This window comes from Cellulomonas sp. KRMCY2 (genome assembly GCF_000526515.1).
In the GTDB taxonomy this organism is placed as follows: Bacteria; Actinomycetota; Actinomycetes; order Actinomycetales; family Cellulomonadaceae; genus Actinotalea.
Map to the genome: position 1 here is coordinate 2,639,060 of NZ_JAGF01000001.1, position 22,267 is coordinate 2,661,326.

A 22,267-nucleotide genomic window follows, 5' to 3' on the forward strand; every position below is an offset into this window, starting at 1 on the left:
GGGACCCCCCGTCATCGCGCCGACCGGTCTGGCCGAGCTGCAGGCGCGCTCGATCTCGGCGTGGTTCGGCAGCCATCAGGTGCTCGACCGGGTCTCGTTGACGATGCCCGCCGGGCAGGTCACCGCCCTCATCGGACCGTCCGGCTGCGGCAAGTCGACGTTCCTGCGCATCCTCAACCGGATGCACGAGCTCGTGCCGTCGGCCGCCATGGCCGGCGAGGTGATGCTCGAGGGGCACGACATCTACGAAGCCTCCCGTCGGGTGACCGAGGCGCGTCGGGACATCGGTATGGTCTTCCAGAAGCCCAACCCGTTCCCTGCGATGAGCATCCGTGAGAACGTGCTGGCCGGCCTCCGGCTCACCGGGGTCAAGGCGTCGAAGGCGACCAAGGACGACCTGGTCGAGGAGTCGCTGATCAAGGCCGGGCTGTGGCGCGAGGTCAAGGACCGCCTGAGCGCACCCGGTGGCGGCCTGTCCGGGGGGCAGCAGCAGCGGCTGTGCATCGCGCGGTCGCTGGCGGTGCGGCCGAGGGTGCTCCTCATGGACGAGCCCTGCTCGGCCCTGGACCCGACGTCGACGCGGGTCATCGAGGACACCATGGCCGAGCTCATGCACGAGGTGACGATCGTCATCGTCACGCACAACATGCAGCAGGCCGCCCGGGTCTCCCAGCGGTGCGCGTTCTTCCTCGCCGAGCAGGGCGCACCCGGAGTGATCGTCGAGCACGGCGAGACCGGCTCGATGTTCACCGCGCCGCGTGACGAGCGGACCGCCGCCTATGTGGCCGGTCGCTTCGGCTGACCGGCCGGTGGCGTCGATGCGCTCGGCGTTCACAGCGGTGTGAGAGCATCCCGCTGACCAGCATCGCCCGGCGACGGTCGCAGCCGCCCGGCGACGCCCGTGGCTGACCCGCTCGAGCAGGAGACCCGCCGCACGTGAGCAGCGCTGCCGTCACACCGCGCGATCCCTTGCGGGCTGCCGACCGGGCGGCCCCGCCGCGCACGCTGGTCGACATCTTCGCGGCGACCGTCGCCGCGCACCCTGATGCGGTCGCCATCGACGACGGCGACGAGGTGCTCACCTATACGGCGCTGGCCGAGGCGGTGCGCATCCGGGCGGACCGCCTGGCTGCGGCCGGCGTGCAGCGCGGCGACCGGGTGGGCGTGCGCGCCACGTCCGGGACGGTCGGCCTGTACGTGTCGATCCTCGCGGTGCTGCGCGCGGGTGCCGCGTACGTCCCGGTCGACGCCGACGACCCCGACGAGCGGGCCCGGCACGCGTTCGCCGAGGCCGGCGTCGTGGTCGTCATGGGCGACGGGCTGGACCTGCTGCGCCCCGACGGGACGTCACCCGCCGCCACCGACGGCGGCCACGTGGTCGACCCGCCGCATCCGGACGACGACGCGTGGATCATCTTCACCTCCGGCTCCACCGGCAGGCCCAAGGGTGTCGCAGTCACCCACCGCAGCGCGGCGGCGCTCGTCGACGCCGAGGCCGTCCTCTTCCTCCGGGACGCCCCGATCAGCGCCGGCGACCGCGTGCTCGCCGGGCTGTCCGTCGCCTTCGACGCGTCCTGCGAGGAGATGTGGCTCGCCTGGCGGCACGGCGCGACCCTCGTCCCCGCGCCCCGAGCGCTCGTTCGGGCCGGCACGGAGCTGGGTCCCTGGCTCGTCGAGCGCGAGGTCACCGTCGTCTCGACCGTCCCGACCCTGGCGGGGATGTGGCCCGTCGACTCCCTCGACGCCGTCCGCCTGCTCATCTTCGGCGGCGAGGCGGTGTCGCCCGAGCTCGCCCAGCGACTGTGGCGTCCGGGCCGTGAGCTCTGGAACACCTACGGCCCGACCGAGACGACAGTCGTCGCGTGCGCAGCCCTCCTCGAGCCGGACGAGCCCGTCCGGATCGGGCTCCCGCTGGACGGCTGGGACCTCGCCGTCGTCCACCCGGACGGCGAGCAGGTGCCCGAGGGCGGGACCGGGGAGCTGGTCATCGGGGGAGTGGGCCTGGCGCGGTATCTCGACGCCGAGCTCGACGCCGTGCGGTTCGGCCCGATGCCCGGTCTCGGCTGGGGGCGCGCCTATCGCACCGGGGACATGGTCGTCCGGCAGCGCGCGGGCCTGGCCTTCGTCGGCCGGGTCGACGACCAGGTGAAGGTCAACGGCCACCGGATCGAGCTCGGCGAGGTCGACGCCGCGCTCCAGGCCCTGCCCGGCGTGGTTGCGGCGGCCGCAGCCGTCCGGCGCTCGCCGCTCGGGGCCGGCCTGCTGGTCGGCTACCTCGTGCCCGCCGCCGGCGGCCTCGACACGGCGCCGCTGCTCGCCCGGCTCCGCGGCGAGCTGCCGGGCTCGATGGTCCCGCTGCTCGCCGTCGTCGACGCGATCCCGACCCGCACCTCGGGGAAGGTCGACCGCGACGCCCTGCCCTGGCCACTGGCCGGTGACGGCGGATCGCGTCCCGGCCCGACCCTCCAGGGCACGGCCGCCTGGGTCGGGCAGCAGTGGGCCGCGGTCATCGGTGTCCACCCGACCGACGACGACGACGACTTCTTCGCCCGCGGCGGGAGCTCACTGACAGCCGCGCAGCTGGTGTCCGCACTCCGCACGCGTTACCCGGAGGTCACGGTCGCGGAGGTCTACGACCACCCTGCGGTCGGTGACCTCGCGGCGCACCTGCACACCCGCTGGCCGGATGGCTCCGACGACGTCCCGACCGGCGCCGGCGAGGTCCCGGCCCGGCCGGTACCCGTCGGCAGCCAGGTCGCGCAGCTCCTTGCCCTGGTCCCGCTGCGCGGCCTGGTCGCACTCCGCTGGCTCACCGCGCTCGCCGCGATCAACGCCCTGCTCGACACCGTCTGGCAGGTGCCGTGGGCGGTGCCGGTCACGTGGTGGTGGGTGCTCGCTGGCTGGGTGCTCACGGTGAGTCCGCTGGGTCGGATGGGCGTGACGGCGCTCGGCGCGCGACTCCTGCTGGCCGGGGTCGGCCCCGGGACCTACCCGCGCGGTGGCTCGGTCCACCTCCGGCTGTGGGCCGCGGAGCGGCTGGCCGAGGGGTTCGGTGCCGTGACACCTGCGACCGCACCGTGGGTGGGCCTCTACGCGCGTGCCCTGGGCGTGACGATGGGCCGGGACGTCGACCTGCACACCGTGCCGCCGGTCACCGGCATGCTCACCCTCGGCCGGGGGTGTGCGGTCGAGCCCGAGGTCGTCCTGTCCGGGCACTGGGTCGACGGAGACGTCGTGCACCTCGGCCGGATCACGATCGGCGCTCGCGCCACCGTCGGGGCGCGCAGCGTCCTGTACCCGGGGGCCCACGTCGGGCAGGGCACGGACATCGCCGCCGGGTCGGCCGTGCACGGAGCGACCGGCGACGGCGAGTACTGGGCCGGGTCACCGGCGAACCGGGTGCACGAGGCCCGCCACCCCTGGCCGACCGACCGGCCGGCGCAGTCGGCGGCCTCGGGCTGGTGGGTGGTCGGCTACGGGGTGGCCGGCACGGTCATCGCTGCTCTGCCCACGCTCGCCGTCGGGGGCGCGCTGCTCCTGGTGGGCTCGGCGATCCGCCGGACGACGACGGTGGCGGGCGCGGTCGCGCCGGCGCTCGCGGCGGGGCTCGTTGCGACGGTCGTCGCGTTCGCCGTCTACGCCGGGCTGGTGGTCCTGTGCGTTCGCGTCCTCGGTCGAGGGCTGACGGAGGGCTACCACCCGGTGCGGTCGCGCGCCGGCCTGCAGGCCTGGTCGGTCGAGCGCCTGATGGACGCCGCTCGCACGTCACTGTTCCCGCTGTACTCGTCAGTGGTCACCTCGACCTGGCTGCGGCTGCTCGGTGCCGACGTGGGCCACGGGACGGAGATCTCCACGGTGATCGGGCTGCCGACGATGATGCGGCTGAAGAACGGTGCTTTCCTGGCCGACGACACGATGGTCGCGCCCTACGAGCTCGGCGGCGGCTGGGTCCGCGTCGCGTCCGCCAAGGTCGGGCGTCGGGCGTTCGTCGGCAACTCCGGGATGACGGCTCCCGGCCGGACCGTGCCCAAGAACGGCCTTGTCGCCGTGCTCTCAGCCACCCCGAAGCGAACCCACTCCGGGTCCAGCTACCTCGGGAGCCCGCCGGTGCTCCTGCCGCGCGCGGCCACCCTGGACGACCCCGGACGCACCTACGACCCGCCGGCACGGCTCCGCTGGGCGCGCGGGATGGTCGAGCTGTGCCGGGTCGTCCCGGTCATGGCCGCCGGCGCGCTCGCGCTGGGGACCCTGCTCACGCTCCAGGCCGTGGTGCTCGCCGGCGGCTGGGGATGGGCCGCTGCTACGGGTGGCGTCGTGCTCCTTGCCGCGGGGGTCGTCGCAGCAGCACTCACCGTCGTGGCGAAGTGGCTGCTGGTGGGCCGGTTCCGGACGGGTGACCACCCGCTGTGGAGCGTGGCGGTCTGGCGCGGCGAGCTCGCGGACACGTTCACCGAGGTGGTCGCGGCGCCGTTCCTCGCCGATGCGGTGACGGGTACTCTCGCGCTGGTGTGGTGGCTGCGAGGGATGGGTGCGCGGATCGGTCGGGGTGTGTGGTGCCAGTCCTACTGGCTGCCCGAGGCCGACCTCGTCCGGCTGGGTGACGGTGCCACCGTCGGTCCCGGATGTGTCGTGCAGACCCACCTGTTCCACGACCGTGTGATGAGCCTCGACACCGTGACCCTCGACGACGGCGCGACGCTCGGCCCGCACAGCGTGATCCTGCCGGCCGCACGGCTGGGCGTGGGGACGACTGTCGGCCCGGCGTCACTGGTGCTGCGGGGCGAGCGGGTTCCCGCGGGGTCTCGGTGGGTCGGCAACCCGATCGCTCCCTGGCACCCGGACGAGGTCCCGGCGTGAAGGCGCGGAGCGACGAGGGCTCGCGCGACCCGTACGGGGCCTGGCGTGGGACCACCTCCGTCCACGTCGAGCACTACGACCTCGACCTGACCTACCGGGTCCACGCCAACCGGCTCAGGGGTACTGCGACGCTGCACATCCTGACCTGCGAGACGGTCGACGAGATCTGCCTCGACCTCGTGGGTCTGGCGGTCGCGAAGGTGACGGTCACCGGTGCCACCCTCGCCAGGTACGTGCACCGCGCCGGGCGACTGGTCCTGCGCCTCGCGGAGGAGGTCCCCGCATCGACCCCTCTGACGGTCGTCGTCCGCTACGGCGGCAACCCGACCCCGGTCGCCACCCCGTGGGGACTGGTGGGTTGGGAGGAGCTTGCCGACGGCGTCGTCGTCGCGAGTCAGCCCACCGGCGCCCCGACCTGGTTCCCGTGCAACGACCGCCCGGCGGACAAGGCCACCTACCGGACCAGCCTGACGGTGGACAACCCGTACCGGGTCGTCGCGCACGGCGTGCTGGTCAGCACCCGGGTGCGGGCCGGCACGACCACCTGGGTCCATGAGGAACGGCACCCGACGTCGTCCTACCTTGCGACGGTCCAGATCGGGCAGTACGACGAGATCGCCCTGACGACCGACCCGGTTCCCCAGCGGGCTGTGGTGCCCGCGGCGCTCACGCAGGTGGCGCGCGAGCGGCTCGCGCGCCACGGAGAGCTCATGGCTCTGTTCACCGGGCTCTTCGGGCCGTACCCCTTCGACACCTACACCCTGGTCGTCACGGCGGACGAGCTCGAGATCCCGCTCGAGGCGCAGGGGTTGTCGATCTTCGGGGCGAACCACCTGGTGTCCCTGGACGGTGACGAGCGCCTCATCCCGCACGAGCTGGCCCACCAGTGGTTCGGCAACTCGGTCTCGGTGGCGAGCTGGCAGCACATCTGGCTCAGCGAGGGCTTCGCGTGCTACGCCGAGTGGCTCTGGTCGGAGGCCGCCGGCGGACCGAGCGCCGAGGCGATGGCGCGCCAGTGGCACGGTCGCCTGACGGTGCTCCCGCAGAACCTCGTGCTGGCGGATCCGGGGCTCGCCAACATCTTCGACGACCGCGTCTACAAGCGCGGGGCGCTGACGCTGCACGCGCTGCGTGGCGCCCTCGGCGACGAGGTGTTCTTCGGTCTCGTCCGTGCGTGGACCGCGCGGTACGCGGACGGATCGGTCTCGACCGCCGACTTCCGCTCCCATGCCGCCGAGCACGCGGCCGCTGCCGGGGGTCATCGGCTCGCCGGCACCGTCGCAGCCCTGCTCGCCACCTGGCTCGACGGACCACAGCTGCCGAAGCTCGCACAGCCCTCGCAGCGCCGACCGTGAACGGATGGTGGTCCAGGCGGTTCGGCCGGTCAGCGGTCCACGAGGCCAGCGAGGCCTGACGCGCCGTCGTGCACCTGCACGTCCAGCCGCGGTCGCCCGGCCCGCGTGCCGAGCCCTCGCTGCCCTGAGCCGTCCCAGGCCACGGCAACGGCCCCCGAGACTCCCGGACCGAGCCCGAGGGTCGCGACGACGAGGCGGGTGTCCCCGAGCACCCCGAGCACGGCGTGGCGGTCGCCGGGCCCGCCGGCCGGACCGCCGAGCTCGAGCCGACCCGGATCGGTCCGCAACCCGGTCCCGAGCGCCTTGAGCGCCGCCTCCTTGCGCACCCAGGCGCGGGCCAGCGCTGCCGTCCGACCGCCCGGTCGGAGCCGGCGGTAGGCAGCGAGCTCGCCACGCGAGAGGGCGACGTCGGCGAAGGGCCCGGCGGCCACGGCGGCGTGGGACTCGACGTCGACCCCCACCGGCCCCGCGCCCGTGACCGCGACCGCGATCAGGGGACCGGCCCTCGTGACGCTCACGTGCGGCGGCGACGGTTCGAGGTCACCGCGCGGCGACGGGACGAGGTCACCGCGTGGCGACGCGTCGAGGTCGCCGGGCCGAGCGACCTCGATCCGCCCGTGCGGGCCGCCGCAGACAGGGCATCGGACCCGCAGGAGCACGGCTTGCGCCGGGCAGCCGAGGCGTTCGCCCAGGACCTCGCGCAGCAACGCCCGTGCCAGGACGAATCGCGCCGCCTGCTCGGCCGGCAGGCTCGCGGCACGGGCCCGCTCAGCAGGGTCGAGAAGGGCGAGCAACGGACCGGGGTCGGATCGGAGTGGCTCGGCCACCCACACGTCGACCCTCGCCCGACGGACCCCGTCTCGGCTCACGGGCCCATCCTTCCAGGGCGGGCGCGATCCCCCGGGCGGACGCGACATCCCGGGGCGGCCGCGACGGGAAGGCTCAGGCAGCCGTCGACGGCCCGACGCGGTCGGTCCTCGGTTCCGGGTGCAGTGCCGAGTGACGGAGGCGTCCCGGTCGGCACTGGTCCGGGCCCGACTCGACGTAGTAGTCGAACCGGGGGATCTGGTCCGGGTGCTGGTCCATGTCGACCACCTCGATGGCCAGGACCTCACCCTCGGTGTGCGGTTCGCTCGACGCGAGGGTCTGACCTGCGAGCGGACCGTCGATGAAGTGGTACTCGGGCACTGGGGCCTCCTGGGGGTGTGGCGGCACATGCTCGTGGGGGTACGGGTCTGCTGGGGGTACGGGTGCAGGGTAGGCAACGCGTCTGAACGGCCGGCGTCCAGCACGTGACCAGGACACCGCACACGCACCACGGCGGTTCATACGACCTCGATACCCTGCGACCGTGTCCCCTTCCGACCTGCCCGGCGCAGGCTCGGGCTCCCGGCTCACGACGTACCGGGAGCTCGAGCGCAAGGTGCGTGTGCCCGAGGTGCTCGCGCTCCCGCAGCTGGCAGGCGTCGCGCCCGGGGTGGTCGACGTCGTCGCGGGCGACGAGATCACGATGGTCGCGGCCTACCACGACACCCCCGACCTCCGCCTCATCCGCTGGGGGGCGACGCTCCGCCGCCGGGAGGGCGGCCCCGACGAGGGCTGGCACCTGAAGCTCCCGGTGGCGAGCGACGGGGTCCTGGTGCGGGACGAGCTCACCTTGCCGCTCGAGGCCGGCGAGACGGGTCGGGTGCCGGCCGAGATCGAGGACGTCGTGCGTGCCCTGGTCAGGGCGGAGCCGCTGGTCCACGTCGTGACCGTCCGCACCCGCCGGACGCCCTACGCCCTGCTCGACGACGCCGGGACCGAGGTCGCCGAGCTGGTCGACGACCGGGTGGAGACCGTCGAGGGCGGGGTCGTCGTCCACCGCTTCCGGGAGCTCGAGGTCGAGGCGCGACGCGAGCCGAGCGAGCACGTCATGGCCGTGCTCGACGCCGTCGTGACGGTGCTCGTCGCGCACGGCGGCACGCCGACGACCCGGAGCAAGGCAGCGGAGGCCTTCGGGCCACGCGGGGGCGGTGCACCCGACGTCGTCGTCCCGCCCTGGCCCGGGGTCGACGACCCGGCGAGCGAGACGATCCGCGGCGTCCTGGCGACGAGCGTCCGCGCCCTCCTCCTGGCCGACGTCGGAGTCCGGCGGGACCTGCCGGACTCCGTCCACCAGATGCGGGTCGCCGCACGGACCCTGCGGAGCGCGCTGCGCACCTTCGCGCCGTTGGTCGACGCCGAGTGGTCGGCGGGACTGCGCGCGGACCTGCGACGGGTCGCTGACGCCTTGGCGACCATCCGCGACACCGAGGTGCACCTCGCCCGCCTCGAGACGGACGCCGCCCTCCTGCCGCCCGAGGACCGGGCGCGCGCGGTCGAGGTCGTCGGTGGGTGGCTGCGCGAGCGTCTCGAGGGTTCCCGGGCCGCCGCGCTCAGCGAGCTCCGCAGCGAGCGACATCTGCGTCTGCTGACCGGTCTCGTCGACGCCGCTCGAGATCCGCACGTCACCGGTGCCGCGGACGAACCTGCCGGCGTGGTCCTGCCCCCGCTCGTCAGGGCCGCGTCACGCAGGCTGACCGCGTTCGTCGACCGGCTCGAGCCGGACAGCCCGGCAGCCCAGTGGCACCGGGCGCGCATCCTGGCCAAGCGCGCGCGCTACGCCGCCGACGCCGTCGCACCGATCCTCGGCACCCGCGCCCGACGGTGGGGGGAGGGCCTCGCCCGCGTGACCGACGTGCTCGGGGACCTCCACGACGCCTCCGTGGCCCAGCAGATGATGCGCGAGCTCGCCTCCCGTCGCCAGATCGACGGCCTCACGGGCTACGCGCTCGGCCTGCTCGACGGGATCGAGGCCGACCGCGCGGAAGGGGACAAGGAGACCTTCGACCGGCTCTGGCCACAGGTGCGCAGGACGCTCTCCCGACGCCTCGTGCACTGAGCCGCACCGAGCCGCACGGGGTCGCACCGGGCGGCTTCCTGTGATGTCGCCATGACGTCGTCCGTTTCGTGGACGGCGGCGCTGTCGGGGTCCTAGCGTGGTCACCACTCCACGAGTGCGGGCGAGGCGCCGACCTCGGCACACGAGGGCCGGCTCAGCGGTGCCGGTGCACGATCGGGGAGCCGCCGTGCGATCGCGCCGAGGGGATGAGGCCTGTGAGGCAGGAAGACGAGCTCAAGCAGATCGCCTCGGTCAGCGACCGCCTCGCGGTGCGGCATCCTGACCTCGACCGTCGGACGATCGAGGCTGCGGTCCAGGAGGCCCACGGGGTCTACGCCGGCAGCCGGGTCCGCGACTTCGTGCCGCTCCTGGTCGAGCGCGACGCGCGTGACCTCCTGGCCGGCCGGGGCCGAACGCCCTCGGGCCTCGCGCTAGCCGCCCGCGCCCGGCCTCGGTGAGGCGCGTCGCGCCGATACACTCGGCGGGACCCACGGCACGGGGGAGACACGTGAAGATCGTCGCTTCGTACAGCGTCAAGGGCGGGGTCGGGAAGACCACCGCCGCCGTCAATCTCGCGTGGAGCGCGTCGCGGGAGCACCGGACGCTGCTGTGGGACCTCGACCCCCAGGGTGGCGCGACCTACCTGCTCCAGGTCAAGCCCAGGGTCAGGGGCGACGCGCACGACCTGGTCCGCGGCACGGCGGACCTCGCCGACGTCGTGCGGAGCACCGCCGACAAGCGGCTCGACGTCATCCCGGCGCACGACTCCTACCGGGTCCTCGACCTCGAGCTCGACGCCACGAAGCGGCCCGAGCGGCAGCTGGCGAAGATGCTCGCGTCGCTGGCCAAGCGCTACGACGTCGTGATCCTCGACTGCCCACCGGGCATGTCCCTGCTCTCCGAGAGCATCCTGACGGCGGCGGACGTCGTGGTCGTGCCGCTGCTGCCGTCGCCGCTCTCGATGCGGTCGCTCGATCAGGTGACCGCCATGGTCGCCGCCATGAAGCGCCGGCGGCCGACGATCGTCGGCTTCCTGTCCATGGTCGATCGCCGCAAGACGATCCACCGCGACCTCGCGGAGCGGCTGCCCAGGGAGTCCGCGAACGTGCTGCCCGTGGTCGTCCCGGCCTCCGCGATGGTCGAGCGGATGGGCGTCGAACGGGCTCCCATCGCCACGTTCGCCCCGCGCAGCGTGCCGGCCCTGGCCTACGGCGCCCTGTGGGCGGGAGTCTCGGCGGCTCTCTCCCGCTGAGCGGCCGCGCTCCGCGTCTGACCGGCGATCGGAACTGCGATCGGAACGGCGATCGGGACGGCGCGAGCCTCATCGCGGGACCGTGCAGGCCGATGGGAGACGTGTCGGGCCGGTGTGGCGCCGGCCACCCGACCTGAGGACGACGGCATGCTGGGTTCGAGCGTCGCGGCAGCCGCCCTGGTCCTGCTCGTCTCCGTGGGAGCAGGGCCGATGCCCACGGGCGGGCACGGCGCTCCCACGACCACCGTCGTCGCGGTGGCAACCACCACCGGCGGCGGCACGATGGTGACCGTCACGGTGGCAGCGACCGACGGCACTGCCTCGGGAACGGTCACGCCCTCGGGAACGGTCACACCCTCAGGAACGGTCACGGTGCGTGACGGCACCGCGACCGTCGCCGTGCTGCCGGTCGACCACGGCACGGCCCGGCTCACCACCACGTCGCTCGCCCCGGACGTCGCCCACACACTGACGGCGCAGTTCGCCGGGGACGGCGCACATGCCGGCTCGACGTCGACGCCGGTGACGGTCGGGGCCTCCGCCGGGCGCCCCGGGCCCGACCCGACCGTCGTCACCGTCGTGATCCCCGTCGGTTCGTTGACGATCACCTCTGGAGCCGTCGACCGTGTCGAGCTGTCCGGTGCGGCCGGACCTCGCCGTGCGTCCGCCACCGGTGCCACGCACGTCGTCGTGACCGACACCCGAGCCGGGAACCTGGGGTTCACGGTGTCGGTGTCCTCAGGCACGGGTGGCGGCACGGGGCAGCTCACCCTGACCGACGTGCGGGCGACTCAGGTCGAGGGGAACGGACTTGACGCTGCCGACGTGGTGACTCTCCGCGGGGGTCAGCCCCTCGTGCGCGGGCGGTGGGTCGGGGTCGCGACCTACCCCGGCGGGATCGGTACCGGCTCGGTCGGGGTGCGCGGGACGATCGCCGCCCCCGGACTGCCGCACCGCAGCCGCGTGGTGCGCGTCGTCTGGACGGTGGTCTGAACGGCCGGTCCCGGCGGACGCCGCGGCCGCCGAGCTCTGCGGGCTCAGCCCTCGAACCGGTAGCCGAGCCCCGGTTCGGTGATGAGGTACCGGGGACGCGACGGCTCCGGCTCGAGCTTGCGCCTCAGCTGGGCCAGGTAGACCCGCAGGTAGTTGGTCTCCCGCTCGTAGTGCGGTCCCCAGACGTCCCGCAGGAGCTGCTGCTGGGTGATCAGCTTGCCGGGGTTGCGCACCAGGATCTCCAGCAGGTGCCACTCGGTGGGGGTCAGGCGCACGGGTGAGCCGGCGCGCTCGACCCGACGGGCCGCGAGGTCGACGGTGAAGTCGGCGGTGCGGACGACGGGCGCGGTGAGGTCGGGTGCGGCCCGGCGCAGACCCGCTCGGATCCGGGCGAGCAGCTCGTCCATGCCGAACGGCTTGGTCATGTAGTCGTCCGCGCCGGCATCCAGGGCATCGACCTTCGCCGACTGGGTGTCCCGCGCGGACAGGACGATGATCGGGACGTTGGTCCACCCCCGCAGGCCCTGGACGACCTCGACACCGTCGATGTCGGGTAGGCCGAGATCCAGGACCACCGTGTCCGGAAGGAAGGTGCTCGCCTGCCGGAGCGCTTCGCGCCCGTCGGAAGCCGTCCGGACGTCGAAGTGCCGGGCGCGAAGGTTGATCGACAGGGCCCGGAGAAGGCTCGGGTCGTCGTCGACGACGAGGATCTTGGTCATGGTGCGACCTGGATGGTGAGCGTCATCGTCAGGCCGCCGCCGGGCGTGTGCGACGGTGCCACGTCGACGTCCATCGCCTCGCAGAAGCCCTTGACGATGGCCAGGCCCAGGCCGGTCCCCGACCCCCTGCTGCGATCGCCCAACCGCTGGAAGGGCTCGAACATCGTCGGCCAGGTGTCCTGCGGCACGCCGGACCCGTGGTCGGCGACGGCGAGGACGACCTGCGGACCGACGAGCCGCGCGGTCACGGCCACCGGACGATCGGACGTGCTGTGCCGGCGGGCGTTGTCCACCAGGTTGGCCACGACGCGTTCCAGGAGCCCCGGGTCGGCGCACACCAGGGGCAGGTCGTCGGGGATGTCCATGTGGACGAGCTCACCGGGTGCGTCCAGCAACGCCCTCGAGACCACCTCGTCGATCGCGACCGGGACGGGCTGCGCCGTGATGCCGCCGGCCTGCAGGCGACTCATGTCCAGCAGGTTCGCGACCAGGTCGGTCAGGCGGTCGGCGGAGTCCTCGATGGTCGCCAGGAGCTGGTCGTGCTCGGTCTCCGACCAGGAGACGTCGTCCTGCCGCAGCCCGCTGACAGCCGCCTTGATGCCGGCGAGCGGGGTGCGCAGGTCGTGGCCGACGGCAGCGAGCAGCGCGGACCGCACCCGGTCGGTCTCGGCCAGCTCCGTGGCCTGGGCAGTCAGCGCCTGGCTCTCCCACGCCCGGGCTGCCGCCGCGGCCAGGCGCTCGAGCACGCGACGGTCCTCGGCGAACAGGCTGGGGCCCTGGGCAACGAGCTCCAGCTCGGGGCCGGCGGCGATCCGCAGGGCCGTGGGGACCTCGTCGGCATCCCCGACGCGCGCCAGGACGGTACCTCCACCAGGGGCAGCGGGGTGCTGGACCAGGGCAGCCGACGTCATGCCGAACGTCGTGCGGACGTGCTCCAGGACCTGCATCAGGCTGACCTGTGAGGCCGGCTGCCTGGCGAACCGGGACAGCAGGTCGGCCTCGAGCTCGAGCCGCCCGGCCCGCGCCCGGACCCGCGCCGCGAGCTCGACCGTCAGGCTCACGATGAGGGCCACGACGGCGAAGACCACCAGCTCCACGACGCTGTCCCGGCTCTCGACGGCCAGGGTGTGGAAGGGCGGCGTGAAGAACCAGTTGGCGGCGAACAGCGATCCCACCACGGCCAGTGCGCTCGGCCAGAGCCCACCGACCGCGGCCACGACGACGTCGGCCAACAGGTAGAGCAGCAGGATGCTGCCCAGTCCGAGGTCGTCGCCGACGATCGTGAGCAGCACCGTCATGGCCGGCACGCCGACGATGGCGATCGCCAGGCCGGTGGATCGTCGAGCCCGGGAGAGCCCGCTGGCGAGGTGCGTCAGCGCAGGCCGCTCCGGGCTGCTCGTGCTCACCTCGACGTCGGCCACGGGCTCAGAGTGGCACGTCCGACCGTTCTGCAGCGGCCTCGACGGGAACGGGTGCATCCGGGTGGTGCGGGGCGTCCAGCCCGAAGCGCCACGGGACGCTCGTGACCATGACGCCGGTCTGGAACAGCAGGCGCGCCTTGAGCCGCAGCGCGCTCTGGTTGTGCAGCAGGTGCTCCCACCAGTGCTCGACCACGTACTCGGGGATGAACACGGCGACCACGTCGCGCGGACCGTGGGTCCGGATGTCGGCGATGAAGTCGAGTGCGGGTCGGGTGATGTCGCGGTACGGCGAGTCGAGGACGGTCAGGGCGACCGGGACGTCCCGGGCCTCCCACTCGGCCATCAGGTGCTCGGTCTCCTCGACGTTCGTCCGCACGGTCAGGGCCACGAGCGTGGCCGGCCGGGTCGCACGGGCGAACGCCAGGGCGCGCAGGGCCGGGGCGTTGAGGCGCGAGATCAGGACGACGGCGTGGATCCGGCTGGGCAGCGGCACGCCCTCCGCCCGCGGGACCAGCTCGCGGTCGACCCGGTCGTAGTGGCGGTGGATGCCCTGCATGAGCAGGTACAGCAGCGGCATGGCCACGACGACCAGGTAGGCGCCGTGGGTGAACTTGGTGGCCAGGACGATGACCAGCACGGCGGCCGTGATCGCAGCGCCCAGACCGTTGACCAGACGAGCTCGGCGCAGCCGCCCCAGGTGCCTGGACTCGGCCCGCCGCAGCACGTCCGTCCAGTGCCGCACCATGCCCGCCTGGCTGAGGGTGAACGAGACGAAGACGCCGAGGATGTACAGCTGGATCAGGCGGGTCGGGCTCGCGTCGAAGGCGATCAGGAGCATCGCGGCGAACGCGGCCAGGATCACGATGCCGTTGCTGAACACCAGGCGGTCCCCCCGGCGGGCCATCTGGCGCGGCATGAAGCCGTCCTTGCCCAGGATCGAGGCCAGGATGGGGAAGCCGTTGAATGCCGTGTTTGCCGCCAGGACGAGGATCAACGTGGTGAACCCCTGGACCGCGTAGAAGCCGAGGCTCTGCGAGCCGAAGACGGATCCGGCGATCTGGGCGATCACCGTCCGCTGGGCGTACCCGTCGGGTGCGCCGACCAGGTTCGCGGGGTCCTCCGCGACGTGCACCTGCGAGATGAGCGCCAGGGCGGTCAGACCCGCGAACATGGCAACCGTCAGCACCGCCATGATCGACAGGGTGGAGGCGGCGTTCCGGCTCTTGGGCGGCCGGAAGTTGGGCACGCCGTTGCTCACGGCCTCGACACCGGTCAGCGCGGTGCATCCTGAAGCGAACGCGCGCAGGACGACGGCGACCAGCAGCAGGCCGCCCAGGGGCGCGCCGGTGGTGGCGATCGACAGGTCCGCGGACTCCGCCACCGGTGGCGCGCCGGCCGCCGTGCGCCACAGGCCGATGCCAAGCATGAGGAACACCGCGACGACGAACCCGTACGTCGGCACCGCGAAGGCCCTGCCCGACTCCCGCAGACCGCGCAGGTTCGCCACGGCGAGCACGCCGACCAGGCCGACCGACACCGGGACGGTGTGCGGTGCCAGCGCGGGGACTGCCGAGACGAGGTTCGACACCCCGGCTGCCACGGAGACCGCCACGGTCAGCACGTAGTCGATGAGCAGCGCTGCGGCCGCGATGAGGGCGGCGTTCTGCCCGAGGTTCGCCCGGCTGACCGCATACGCCCCGCCGCCGCCGGGGTACGCGTGACAGGTCTGCCGGTACGAGATGACCACGACGAGGAGCAGGACGATCACCGCAGCGGCCACCCAGGGCGCCAGGTGCAGCAGCGAGAGCCCGCCGACGGACAGGACGAGCAGGATCTCCTCGGTGGCGTAGGCGTTGGAGGACAGCGGGTCCGAGCAGAACACCGGCAGGGCGAGGAACTTGGGCAGCAGGGTGTCACCGAGCCGCTCCGAGCTCAGTGGACGTCCCACGAGCAGGCGTTTCGGCAGACTGACGGCGTGGGTCACACCGCCATCGAAGTCCCGGTGCGACGTGGCCACCGACCGTCTTGACGCGTCCTTGACGCCGACGCCACCGATCTTGACGCGGATCCCCGCCGGGTCAGTCGCGGTGCGTGGGTGCGTCCTCCGGGAGCTCGGCGAGGTCGAGCGCGTCGACCGCCAGGTCGCGGCCGAGCCGGATCATGTCGGCGGCCAGATGGAAGTCCAGCGTGCCGCACGCGTCGACCGGCGCGGTGATCAGCACGTCGGGCGGGTTGCTGGCGAGCCGGTACCTCGTCAGGAGGTTCTGCATGGCTTCGATCGAGAGGTTCACGACGTCGATCGTCCGCAACCCGGGCGGGAGGGCCTCGGCCACGTCCACGGTCTCCAGCTGCAACGAGGCCTCGGGTGACGCGCTGTGCCCGGGGATCCGATGGCTCGCCGTGAACCGCGGCAGGTCGATCTCGCGCACCTGGTCGACGGTCCGCCGGAGCCGGTCCAGCAGCTCCTCGGCAGGGCGGAGCACCACGGACTCGTGCGCGGGACGTCGCCCCGGTCCGCCCGTCCGGTCGCCCCCGAGCGAGACCGCCACGGTGATGTCGGCGCGAGCCGCCGTGATGGCCGCCACCGGGACCGGGTTCATCAGTCCGCCGTCGGCGAGCAGGTGACCGTCGACCATCACCGGCGTCATGACGCCCGGCAGGGCGATGGACGCCCGGATGGCCGTCTCGACGGGCCCTTGCTGGAACCACACCTCCTTGCTCGCGTGGAGGTCGGTGGCCACCGCGGTGAACGGGATGCGCAGGTCCTCGATCAACGCGCCGCCCAGCAGCTCGCTGACGCGGGCCAGGATCTTCTCGCCGCGGAAGGCACCCGGTGCCTTGAGCGACGGGTCCAGCAGGCGCAGGACGTCCCGCTGGGTCAGGGTGCGCGACCAGTCGGCGAACGCGCCGAGCCGACCGGCCGCGTGGAGACCACCCACGAGGGCGCCCATCGACGAGCCGGCCAGACACACGATCTCGTAGCCGCGCTCTTCGAGGACCTCGATGACGCCGATGTGGGCGTAGCCGCGGGCTCCTCCGCTGCCGAGCGCGAGCGCGACGCGGGTCGGGCGTGTCATGCCGTCGATCCTAGGTCGCCACCGGTGCAGATCGTGGGGGCTTGGCCCCTGCCGCACGGAGGGTCCTCCGCGCTAGCCTCAGCACGACTCGATCATCCGACACTCTGGGCGGTGTGTGATGGGCGTCAACCGAGGATCCCGCAGGCGCGAGGCAGTAGGGCCGGCGCAGCCGGCAGCTGTCGACGGCTCACCACCTCCCGAATCGGCGGTCCTTGCGGCTGCGCCGGTTCCTGACGCCGTGGTGGTTCCTGGGGCTGCGCCGGTACCCGGGCCTCCGGCGGTCCCCGGCGCTGCCGTGGCGCCGGCCCCGGACTCCGGCGGCCCGGCTCCCGCCGGCACCGCCCCGGTCGCGAGCACCGACACCCCGACCCAGGCCAGCGCAGCCGTCACCCAGGGCAGTCGGTACGTCGTCGGCTTCTTCGTGCTCATCGCCGTGGTCGGGCTGATCTCTGCGCTCCTGGCCGCCGCACGGGGCCAGAACGCCGGCCGGGAGTGGGCCCTGTTCTTCGCGTTCGCCGTCGTCGCCGCGGGGCTCGGTCTGACCCATGTGCTCGGTGGCGCCGAGAGGTACGGGATCTTCCGCCCGCTGATCGGCGCCGACAACCGCTTCTCCACGTCCAAGACGCAGGCCGGCCTGTGGACGGTCCTCGTCGTGACCGGCTTCGCGTGGCTGCTGGGCGTGGCGACCTTCGCCGGGGCGGACCTCGCGATGCTGATGCCCGAGGACCGGTGGGACGCCTACCTGATCCTGCTCGGCGGCCCGTTCGCGGCCGCAGTCCTGGCCAAGGGCATCGTCGAGTGGAAGGTCGAGAACGGCACCCTGCAGAAGACCAGCCCGGCCCAGACCACCGTGTCCCAGATCGCCACCGACGACAAGGGCAGCGCCGACCTCGTCGACTCCCAGTACCTGCTGTTCAACGTCGTCGCGATGGGCTACTTCGTGGTCCGGCTGACCGTCGACGGCGTCCTGCCCGAGATGCCCTCGTCCCTGCTCGCCCTGACTGGGCTGACGGCGGCGACGTTCGTCGCGAACAAGGCGGCGCAACGCAACCGGCCGACGATCACGTCCGTCTCGCCGAAGACGCCGGCTCGAGGGGAGACCGTCACCATCTTCGGGACGAACTTCGACCCGACCGGCCCGGCGACCCGACCCGACCCGAACACCCCGCCTCCCCAGGCCGACTCGACCGACGTCCGATGGGTCACGGTGACCCTCGACGGCTACACTCGTGCGATCGACGTCCCCCCGGCCGACTACTCCGACACGCAGGTCTCGTTCCTGGTGCCGTCGTCGGCGGAGCTGGGGAAGCGGGCCGTCTTCGTCACGTCGACCGCCGGTGTCCAGACGCAGCAGGCCACGATCGAGATCAAGGAGGCGAAGTCCGCGTCGGACCCGGCAGTGGACGGCTCGGCGCTCGCCCGCTGAGGACGCGCGGAGACCGTCGACGCGGGGACCTTCGACCGATGGCGGTGCGCGGCCGCCCGGGTGGAAGATGCGGTGCACGGTTCCTCTCGGAGGTACCGATATGTCGACGCCGAGCATCGACCCGAAGCCGCGTTACGACCCCGGGTGTCCCTCGCCGCGTGCTTCGTCCGGTCGGCGACGCAGCGGAGCCACCGGCACCGCCGGTGCAGCCGGTGCGGGCAGCACGCCGGGCCGACCGATCGCGATCGGGGTCGACGTCGTCGACGTCCCCCGCTTCGCCCGGATGGTGGCCCTGCGCGGGCCGACGCTCGGTGGCATGGTCTTCACGCCGCGCGAGCTCGAGACCTGCCGGGGGAGCCTGCCGCGGCTGGCCGTGCGGTTCGCCGCCAAGGAGGCCACGGCGAAGGCGCTCGGTCTCGGCATCGGACCGGTCGCCTGGCGGGAGGTCGAGACCCGGACACGTACCCGGGGGTGAGCCGGAGCTGGCCCTCGAGGGTGCGGCGCTCGCCGCGGCCCGGGTCCAGGGGCTCGACCGCTGGGCCGTGAGCCTGTCCCACGACGCCGCGCGCGCCGTCGCGGTCGTCGTCACACGGGAGAGGGGACGCTGTCGTGACCTACCCGACGATCCACAAGGGGCCGCAGGACTGGCGCGTGCCACCCAACCTCGACGCGGGCGGCGACGCCCGGGCCGGGTTCTCGTGGGACCTGGCTCGGTCCTGGCTCGACGGGCTGCCGGACGGTGCCGGCCTGAACATCGCCCACGAGGCGGTGGACCGGCACGCCGACGGTCCGCTGGCCGCGCACGTCGCGATCCGATGGCTGGGCAAGCGGGGTGAGCGGGAGGAGATCACCTACGCCGACCTCCGGCTGCGGACCAACCGCTTCGCCCGGGTGCTCGAGGGCCTCGGCCTGCGACCGGGGGACGCGGTCTTCGCCCTGGCGGGGCGGGTCCCTGCGCTCTACGTCGCCGCGCTCGGGACCGTCAAGGCCGGGTGTGTCTTCTGCCCGCTGTTCTCCGCCTTCGGCCCCGATCCGGTCCGTCAGCGGCTGGAGATCGGCGAGGGCAAGGTCCTGATCACGACGCGGACCGCGTACGAGCGCAAGATCGCCGGCCTGCGTGACGGGCTGCCGAACCTCCGCCACGTCCTGCTGATGGACGTGCCCGCCGACGAGCCGCTGCCGGACGGCACGCTCTCCCTCGACGCCCTCATGGCACAGGCCGCGGACGACTACACGATCGTGCCGACCGAACCCGAGACGCCGGCGCTGCTGCACTTCACCAGCGGCACGACCGGCACGCCCAAGGGCGCCGTGCACGTGCACGGGGCCGTCGTCATGCACTACGCGACCGGGCGTTTCGCACTCGACCTCCACCCCGACGACATCTACTGGTGCACCGCCGACCCGGGTTGGGTCACGGGCACGTCCTACGGCATCGTCGCGCCCCTGACGCACGGCGTGACGAGCATCGTCGACGAGGCGGACTTCGACGCCGAGCGCTGGTACGCGATCCTGCGCGACGAGCGGGTGAGCGTCTGGTACACCGCACCGACGGCCGTCCGCCGCCTCATGCGGCTCGGCGACGAGCTCGCCCGGCAGACCGACCTGAGCACGCTGCGCTTCGTCGCGAGCGTCGGTGAGCCCCTCAACCCCGAGGTCGTGGTGTGGGGCGTCGACGTGCTCGGACTGCCCATCCACGACAACTGGTGGCAGACGGAGACCGGCGGCATCATGATCGCCAACACCGTCGCCGCGGGCATCAAGCCCGGGTCGATGGGCCTGCCGCTGCCGGGCGTCGAGGCCACGGTGCTACGGCGTCTGCCGCAGGGGGACGACGGCGACGTCGCGGTCGAGGTCGTGACCGAACCAGGCGTCGAGGGTGAGCTCGCCCTGCGGCCCGGGTGGCCGTCGATGTTCCGGGGATACCTGCACGACGACGACCGCTACCACCGCTGCTTCGTCGGCGGCTGGTACCTCACCGGCGACCTCGTCACGCGCGACGCCGAAGGCTACTTCTGGTTCCTCGGGCGGTCCGACGACGTCATCAAGTCCTCCGGCCACCTCATCGGGCCGTTCGAGGTCGAGAGCGCCCTGCTGGAGCACCCCGCCGTCGCCGAGGCCGGTGTCATCGGCAAGCCCGACCCGCTCGCGGGCGAGATCGTCAAGGCGTTCGTCATCCTCAAGCCGGCACCTTGACGAAGTTCATGCGAATGGACGTTATCACCGACCCAGATGAGTGGTGACCTCATCGCAATTGAGATCAACGGACAACGATGATCGGTCACAGGTGCCTGAATAGGCAGCTGATCTCGACCTGGTGACGATCAGTGCTTTGCTTGGCAGATATCTCGGGTTTCCCACGAAAGTCCCGAATGAGTGCCGCGGGATTCCGTGGGAAAGATGTCGAGGTCGCGAACAGCGACGACATCGAGTCCATCGCGCAAGCCCGGTTCGCTCCGCGGCGTCACACACCGACGAACCCCCTGGACCCATGGGTCATCCCGTCCCGCATCCAGTGGTCGGGGATCTGACTGCCGCGGAAACCGGAGATCGGGGCAGACCCTGGACCTCCGGGGGGAGTGTCCGGTAGACACGGTGGGCACCGGGACAATCCGGACGCCCCGCCCTGGCGGGGCGAGCGTCCGACCGACAGCACAGGCCTCGCGAGCCACCCGTACCGAGCCCACCCGTACCGAGCCACCCGAGGGGAACCCACCATGCCGTTCGACACAGCACGCCCGACGCTCGACGTCGCAGGCCTCCGGCAGCTCGTCACGGGACCTGTCCTCACCCCGGGCGACCCCGGGTACGACGCCGCCCGGCTCGTCCGCTACGGCGACCCCGACCGGCGACCGGCCGCCGTCGTCCAGGCGCAGGACACCCAGGACGTACGGCACGCCGTCGCCGCCGCCCGGGGTGCGGGGCTCGAGCTGGCCGTCCGGTCCGGCGGCCACAGCGCCGTGGGCCACGGGACGACGGACGGCGGGCTCGTCGTGGACCTCCGAGGGCTCACGGAGCTGTCGATCGACCCGGGCGACCGCACCGCGTGGGTCGGCGCCGGTGTCACAGCCGGGGCGTTCACCCTCGCGGCGGGCGAGCACGGCCTCGCGACCGGCTTCGGCGACACGGGCTCGGTCGGCATCACCGGCATCGTCCTGGGTGGCGGCGTCGGACTCCTCTCCCGCAGGCACGGTCTGACGATCGACTCGCTGCTCGCCGCCGAGGTCGTGACCGCCTCGGGCGACCTGGTGCTGGCCGATGCGGACTCCGACGCCGACCTCTTCTGGGCCCTGCGCGGCGGGGGTGGGAACCTCGGGGTGGTGACGCGGCTCAAGCTCCGGCTGCACGACGTCCGGGACTTCGTCGGTGGGATCCTCGTGCTGCCGGCCACGCCCGACGTGCTCGAAGGCTTCGTCGACCTCGCCGGGCGCGCACCCCGTGAGCTGACCACCATCGTCAACGTGATGCTCTGCCCCCCGATGCCGTTCGTCCCTGCGGAGGCGCACGGGCGGCCCGTCGTGCTGGCGATGATCGCGTGGGCCGGTGACGTCGACGAGGGCCAGCGGGTCATCGGGGAGCTGCGCGCCCTCGCCGAGCCGTTGGCGGACCTCGTGGGCCCCTCGCCGTACGCGGCGATGTTCGCCGACGAGGGCCACGGTGCCGACGGGCCGGCGCCCACCGCCGTCTCGCAGACGATGTTCGTCGACTCGATCGACGCGGCGACCGCCGAGCAGGCCGTGAGCTGGGTGGCCGGCTCGTCCGGTCCGAGCCGGGTCGTGCAGGTCAGAGTGCTCGGCGGCGCGGTCGGAGACGTGCCGTCCGATGCGACCGCGTACGCGCACCGCGACGCACCGATCATGGTCAATGTCGCGACGCTGTACGGCGCGGCGGCGCAGCGCGAGCCGGCGTGGCTCGAGATCACGCGGATGCGTGGGGTCCTGGACCAGGGACGCCCAGGCGTGTACGTGAACTTCCTCGGCGACGAGGGTCCGGACCGCGTCCGGGAGGCCTACCCGGGACGTACCTGGGACCGGCTCGTCGAGATCAAGCGGCGGTACGACCCGGAGAACGTCTTCCGGCTCAACCAGAACATCCCGCCGACGTGAGCAGGCCCGCTGAGAGCGGTTGCGGCTCGCGGGCGCCGCGGTAGGGCACCCGGGCGCCGGGCCAGCCGCCGGGACGGCTCGGCGGTAGGGTCCGAGACAGGCGGCCAGAGCTCCGGTCGACCTCGGGACCTTCGACTC

At 73.0% G+C, this 22,267-nt stretch carries 17 protein-coding genes; 11 read left to right on the forward strand and 6 right to left on the reverse strand.

What is annotated here, in order from left to right:
* The first annotated feature begins 28 nt into the window (after window positions 1-28).
* From K415_RS0112630 to K415_RS0112640, 3 genes are all read left to right on the forward strand, one after another.
* Window positions 29-802 carry a phosphate ABC transporter ATP-binding protein gene (locus tag K415_RS0112630; protein ID WP_197024803.1) on the forward strand — a complete coding sequence of 258 codons (774 nt, stop codon included), beginning with the start codon at window positions 29-31 and terminating at the stop codon, window positions 800-802.
* A gap of 134 nt (window positions 803-936) precedes the next feature.
* Window positions 937-4,857: a Pls/PosA family non-ribosomal peptide synthetase gene (locus K415_RS0112635; RefSeq protein ID WP_024287407.1), complete on the forward strand. Its 3,921-nt coding sequence runs from the start codon at window positions 937-939 to the stop codon at window positions 4,855-4,857.
* Window positions 4,854-6,212, forward strand: a complete 1,359-nt coding sequence (locus K415_RS0112640; RefSeq protein ID WP_024287408.1) for a M1 family metallopeptidase — start codon at window positions 4,854-4,856, stop codon at window positions 6,210-6,212. Before K415_RS0112635 ends, K415_RS0112640 begins: the two co-directional genes overlap by 4 nt.
* Before the next feature lie 29 nt (window positions 6,213-6,241).
* On the opposite strand, the gene K415_RS22830 is transcribed toward K415_RS0112640, so the two are convergent.
* Window positions 6,242-7,081, reverse strand: a complete 840-nt coding sequence (locus tag K415_RS22830; protein ID WP_024287409.1) for a 4'-phosphopantetheinyl transferase superfamily protein — start codon at window positions 7,079-7,081, stop codon at window positions 6,242-6,244.
* 73 nt (window positions 7,082-7,154) lie between these two features.
* Entirely contained in the window at window positions 7,155-7,400 is a 246-nt protein-coding gene (locus K415_RS24335) for a hypothetical protein (protein WP_024287410.1), read from the reverse strand.
* 163 nt (window positions 7,401-7,563) lie between these two features.
* Here K415_RS24335 and K415_RS0112655 point away from each other — a divergent pair, with 163 nt between their 5' ends.
* The 4 genes from K415_RS0112655 (at window position 7,564) to K415_RS0112670 (ending at window position 11,380) form a co-directional block, all read left to right on the forward strand.
* Complete coding sequence (locus tag K415_RS0112655; protein ID WP_024287411.1) at window positions 7,564-9,135, forward strand: CYTH and CHAD domain-containing protein; 1,572 nt, start codon at window positions 7,564-7,566, stop codon at window positions 9,133-9,135.
* Between the two features lie 215 nt (window positions 9,136-9,350).
* Entirely contained in the window at window positions 9,351-9,593 is a 243-nt protein-coding gene (locus K415_RS21905; protein ID WP_024287412.1) for a three-helix bundle dimerization domain-containing protein, read from the forward strand.
* 50 nt (window positions 9,594-9,643) lie between these two features.
* Window positions 9,644-10,387 (forward strand): ParA family protein, encoded by a 744-nt coding sequence (locus tag K415_RS0112665; RefSeq protein WP_024287413.1) that lies wholly within the window; start codon window positions 9,644-9,646, stop codon window positions 10,385-10,387.
* 147 nt (window positions 10,388-10,534) lie between these two features.
* A complete protein-coding gene (locus tag K415_RS0112670) occupies window positions 10,535-11,380 on the forward strand; it encodes an Ig-like domain-containing protein (RefSeq protein ID WP_155859458.1) in 846 nt (281 codons plus the stop codon).
* A 44-nt stretch (window positions 11,381-11,424) separates the two neighbouring features.
* On the opposite strand, the gene K415_RS0112675 is transcribed toward K415_RS0112670, so the two are convergent.
* From K415_RS0112675 to K415_RS0112690, 4 genes are all read right to left on the reverse strand, one after another.
* Complete coding sequence (locus K415_RS0112675) at window positions 11,425-12,099, reverse strand: response regulator (protein WP_024287415.1); 675 nt, start codon at window positions 12,097-12,099, stop codon at window positions 11,425-11,427.
* Window positions 12,096-13,520 carry an ATP-binding protein gene (locus tag K415_RS0112680; protein WP_024287416.1) on the reverse strand — a complete coding sequence of 475 codons (1,425 nt, stop codon included), beginning with the start codon at window positions 13,518-13,520 and terminating at the stop codon, window positions 12,096-12,098. Before K415_RS0112680 ends, K415_RS0112675 begins: the two co-directional genes overlap by 4 nt.
* A gap of 4 nt (window positions 13,521-13,524) precedes the next feature.
* Window positions 13,525-15,504, reverse strand: coding sequence for an APC family permease (locus K415_RS0112685; protein ID WP_024287417.1), 1,980 nt, complete (start codon window positions 15,502-15,504; stop codon window positions 13,525-13,527).
* A 94-nt stretch (window positions 15,505-15,598) separates the two neighbouring features.
* A complete protein-coding gene (locus K415_RS0112690; RefSeq protein ID WP_024287418.1) occupies window positions 15,599-16,597 on the reverse strand; it encodes a patatin-like phospholipase family protein in 999 nt (332 codons plus the stop codon).
* Between the two features lie 295 nt (window positions 16,598-16,892).
* Between K415_RS0112690 and K415_RS25030 the strand changes: the two genes are divergently transcribed.
* The 4 genes from K415_RS25030 to K415_RS0112710 all read left to right on the forward strand — a co-directional run bounded on the left by K415_RS25030 (window position 16,893) and on the right by K415_RS0112710 (window position 22,129).
* Window positions 16,893-18,023, forward strand: coding sequence for an IPT/TIG domain-containing protein (locus K415_RS25030; protein ID WP_024287419.1), 1,131 nt, complete (start codon window positions 16,893-16,895; stop codon window positions 18,021-18,023).
* A gap of 100 nt (window positions 18,024-18,123) precedes the next feature.
* Entirely contained in the window at window positions 18,124-18,498 is a 375-nt protein-coding gene (locus K415_RS22835) for a holo-ACP synthase (protein WP_051480575.1), read from the forward strand.
* Window positions 18,499-18,632: 134 nt separating this feature from the next.
* The gene (gene acsA, locus K415_RS0112705; protein WP_024287420.1) at window positions 18,633-20,219 is read left to right on the forward strand and encodes an acetate--CoA ligase; all 1,587 of its coding nucleotides are present in this window, start codon (window positions 18,633-18,635) and stop codon (window positions 20,217-20,219) included.
* A gap of 521 nt (window positions 20,220-20,740) precedes the next feature.
* On the forward strand, window positions 20,741-22,129 hold the full coding sequence (locus tag K415_RS0112710) for an FAD-binding oxidoreductase (RefSeq protein WP_024287421.1): 1,389 nt from the start codon (window positions 20,741-20,743) through the stop codon (window positions 22,127-22,129).
* Window positions 22,130-22,267: the final 138 nt, after the last annotated feature.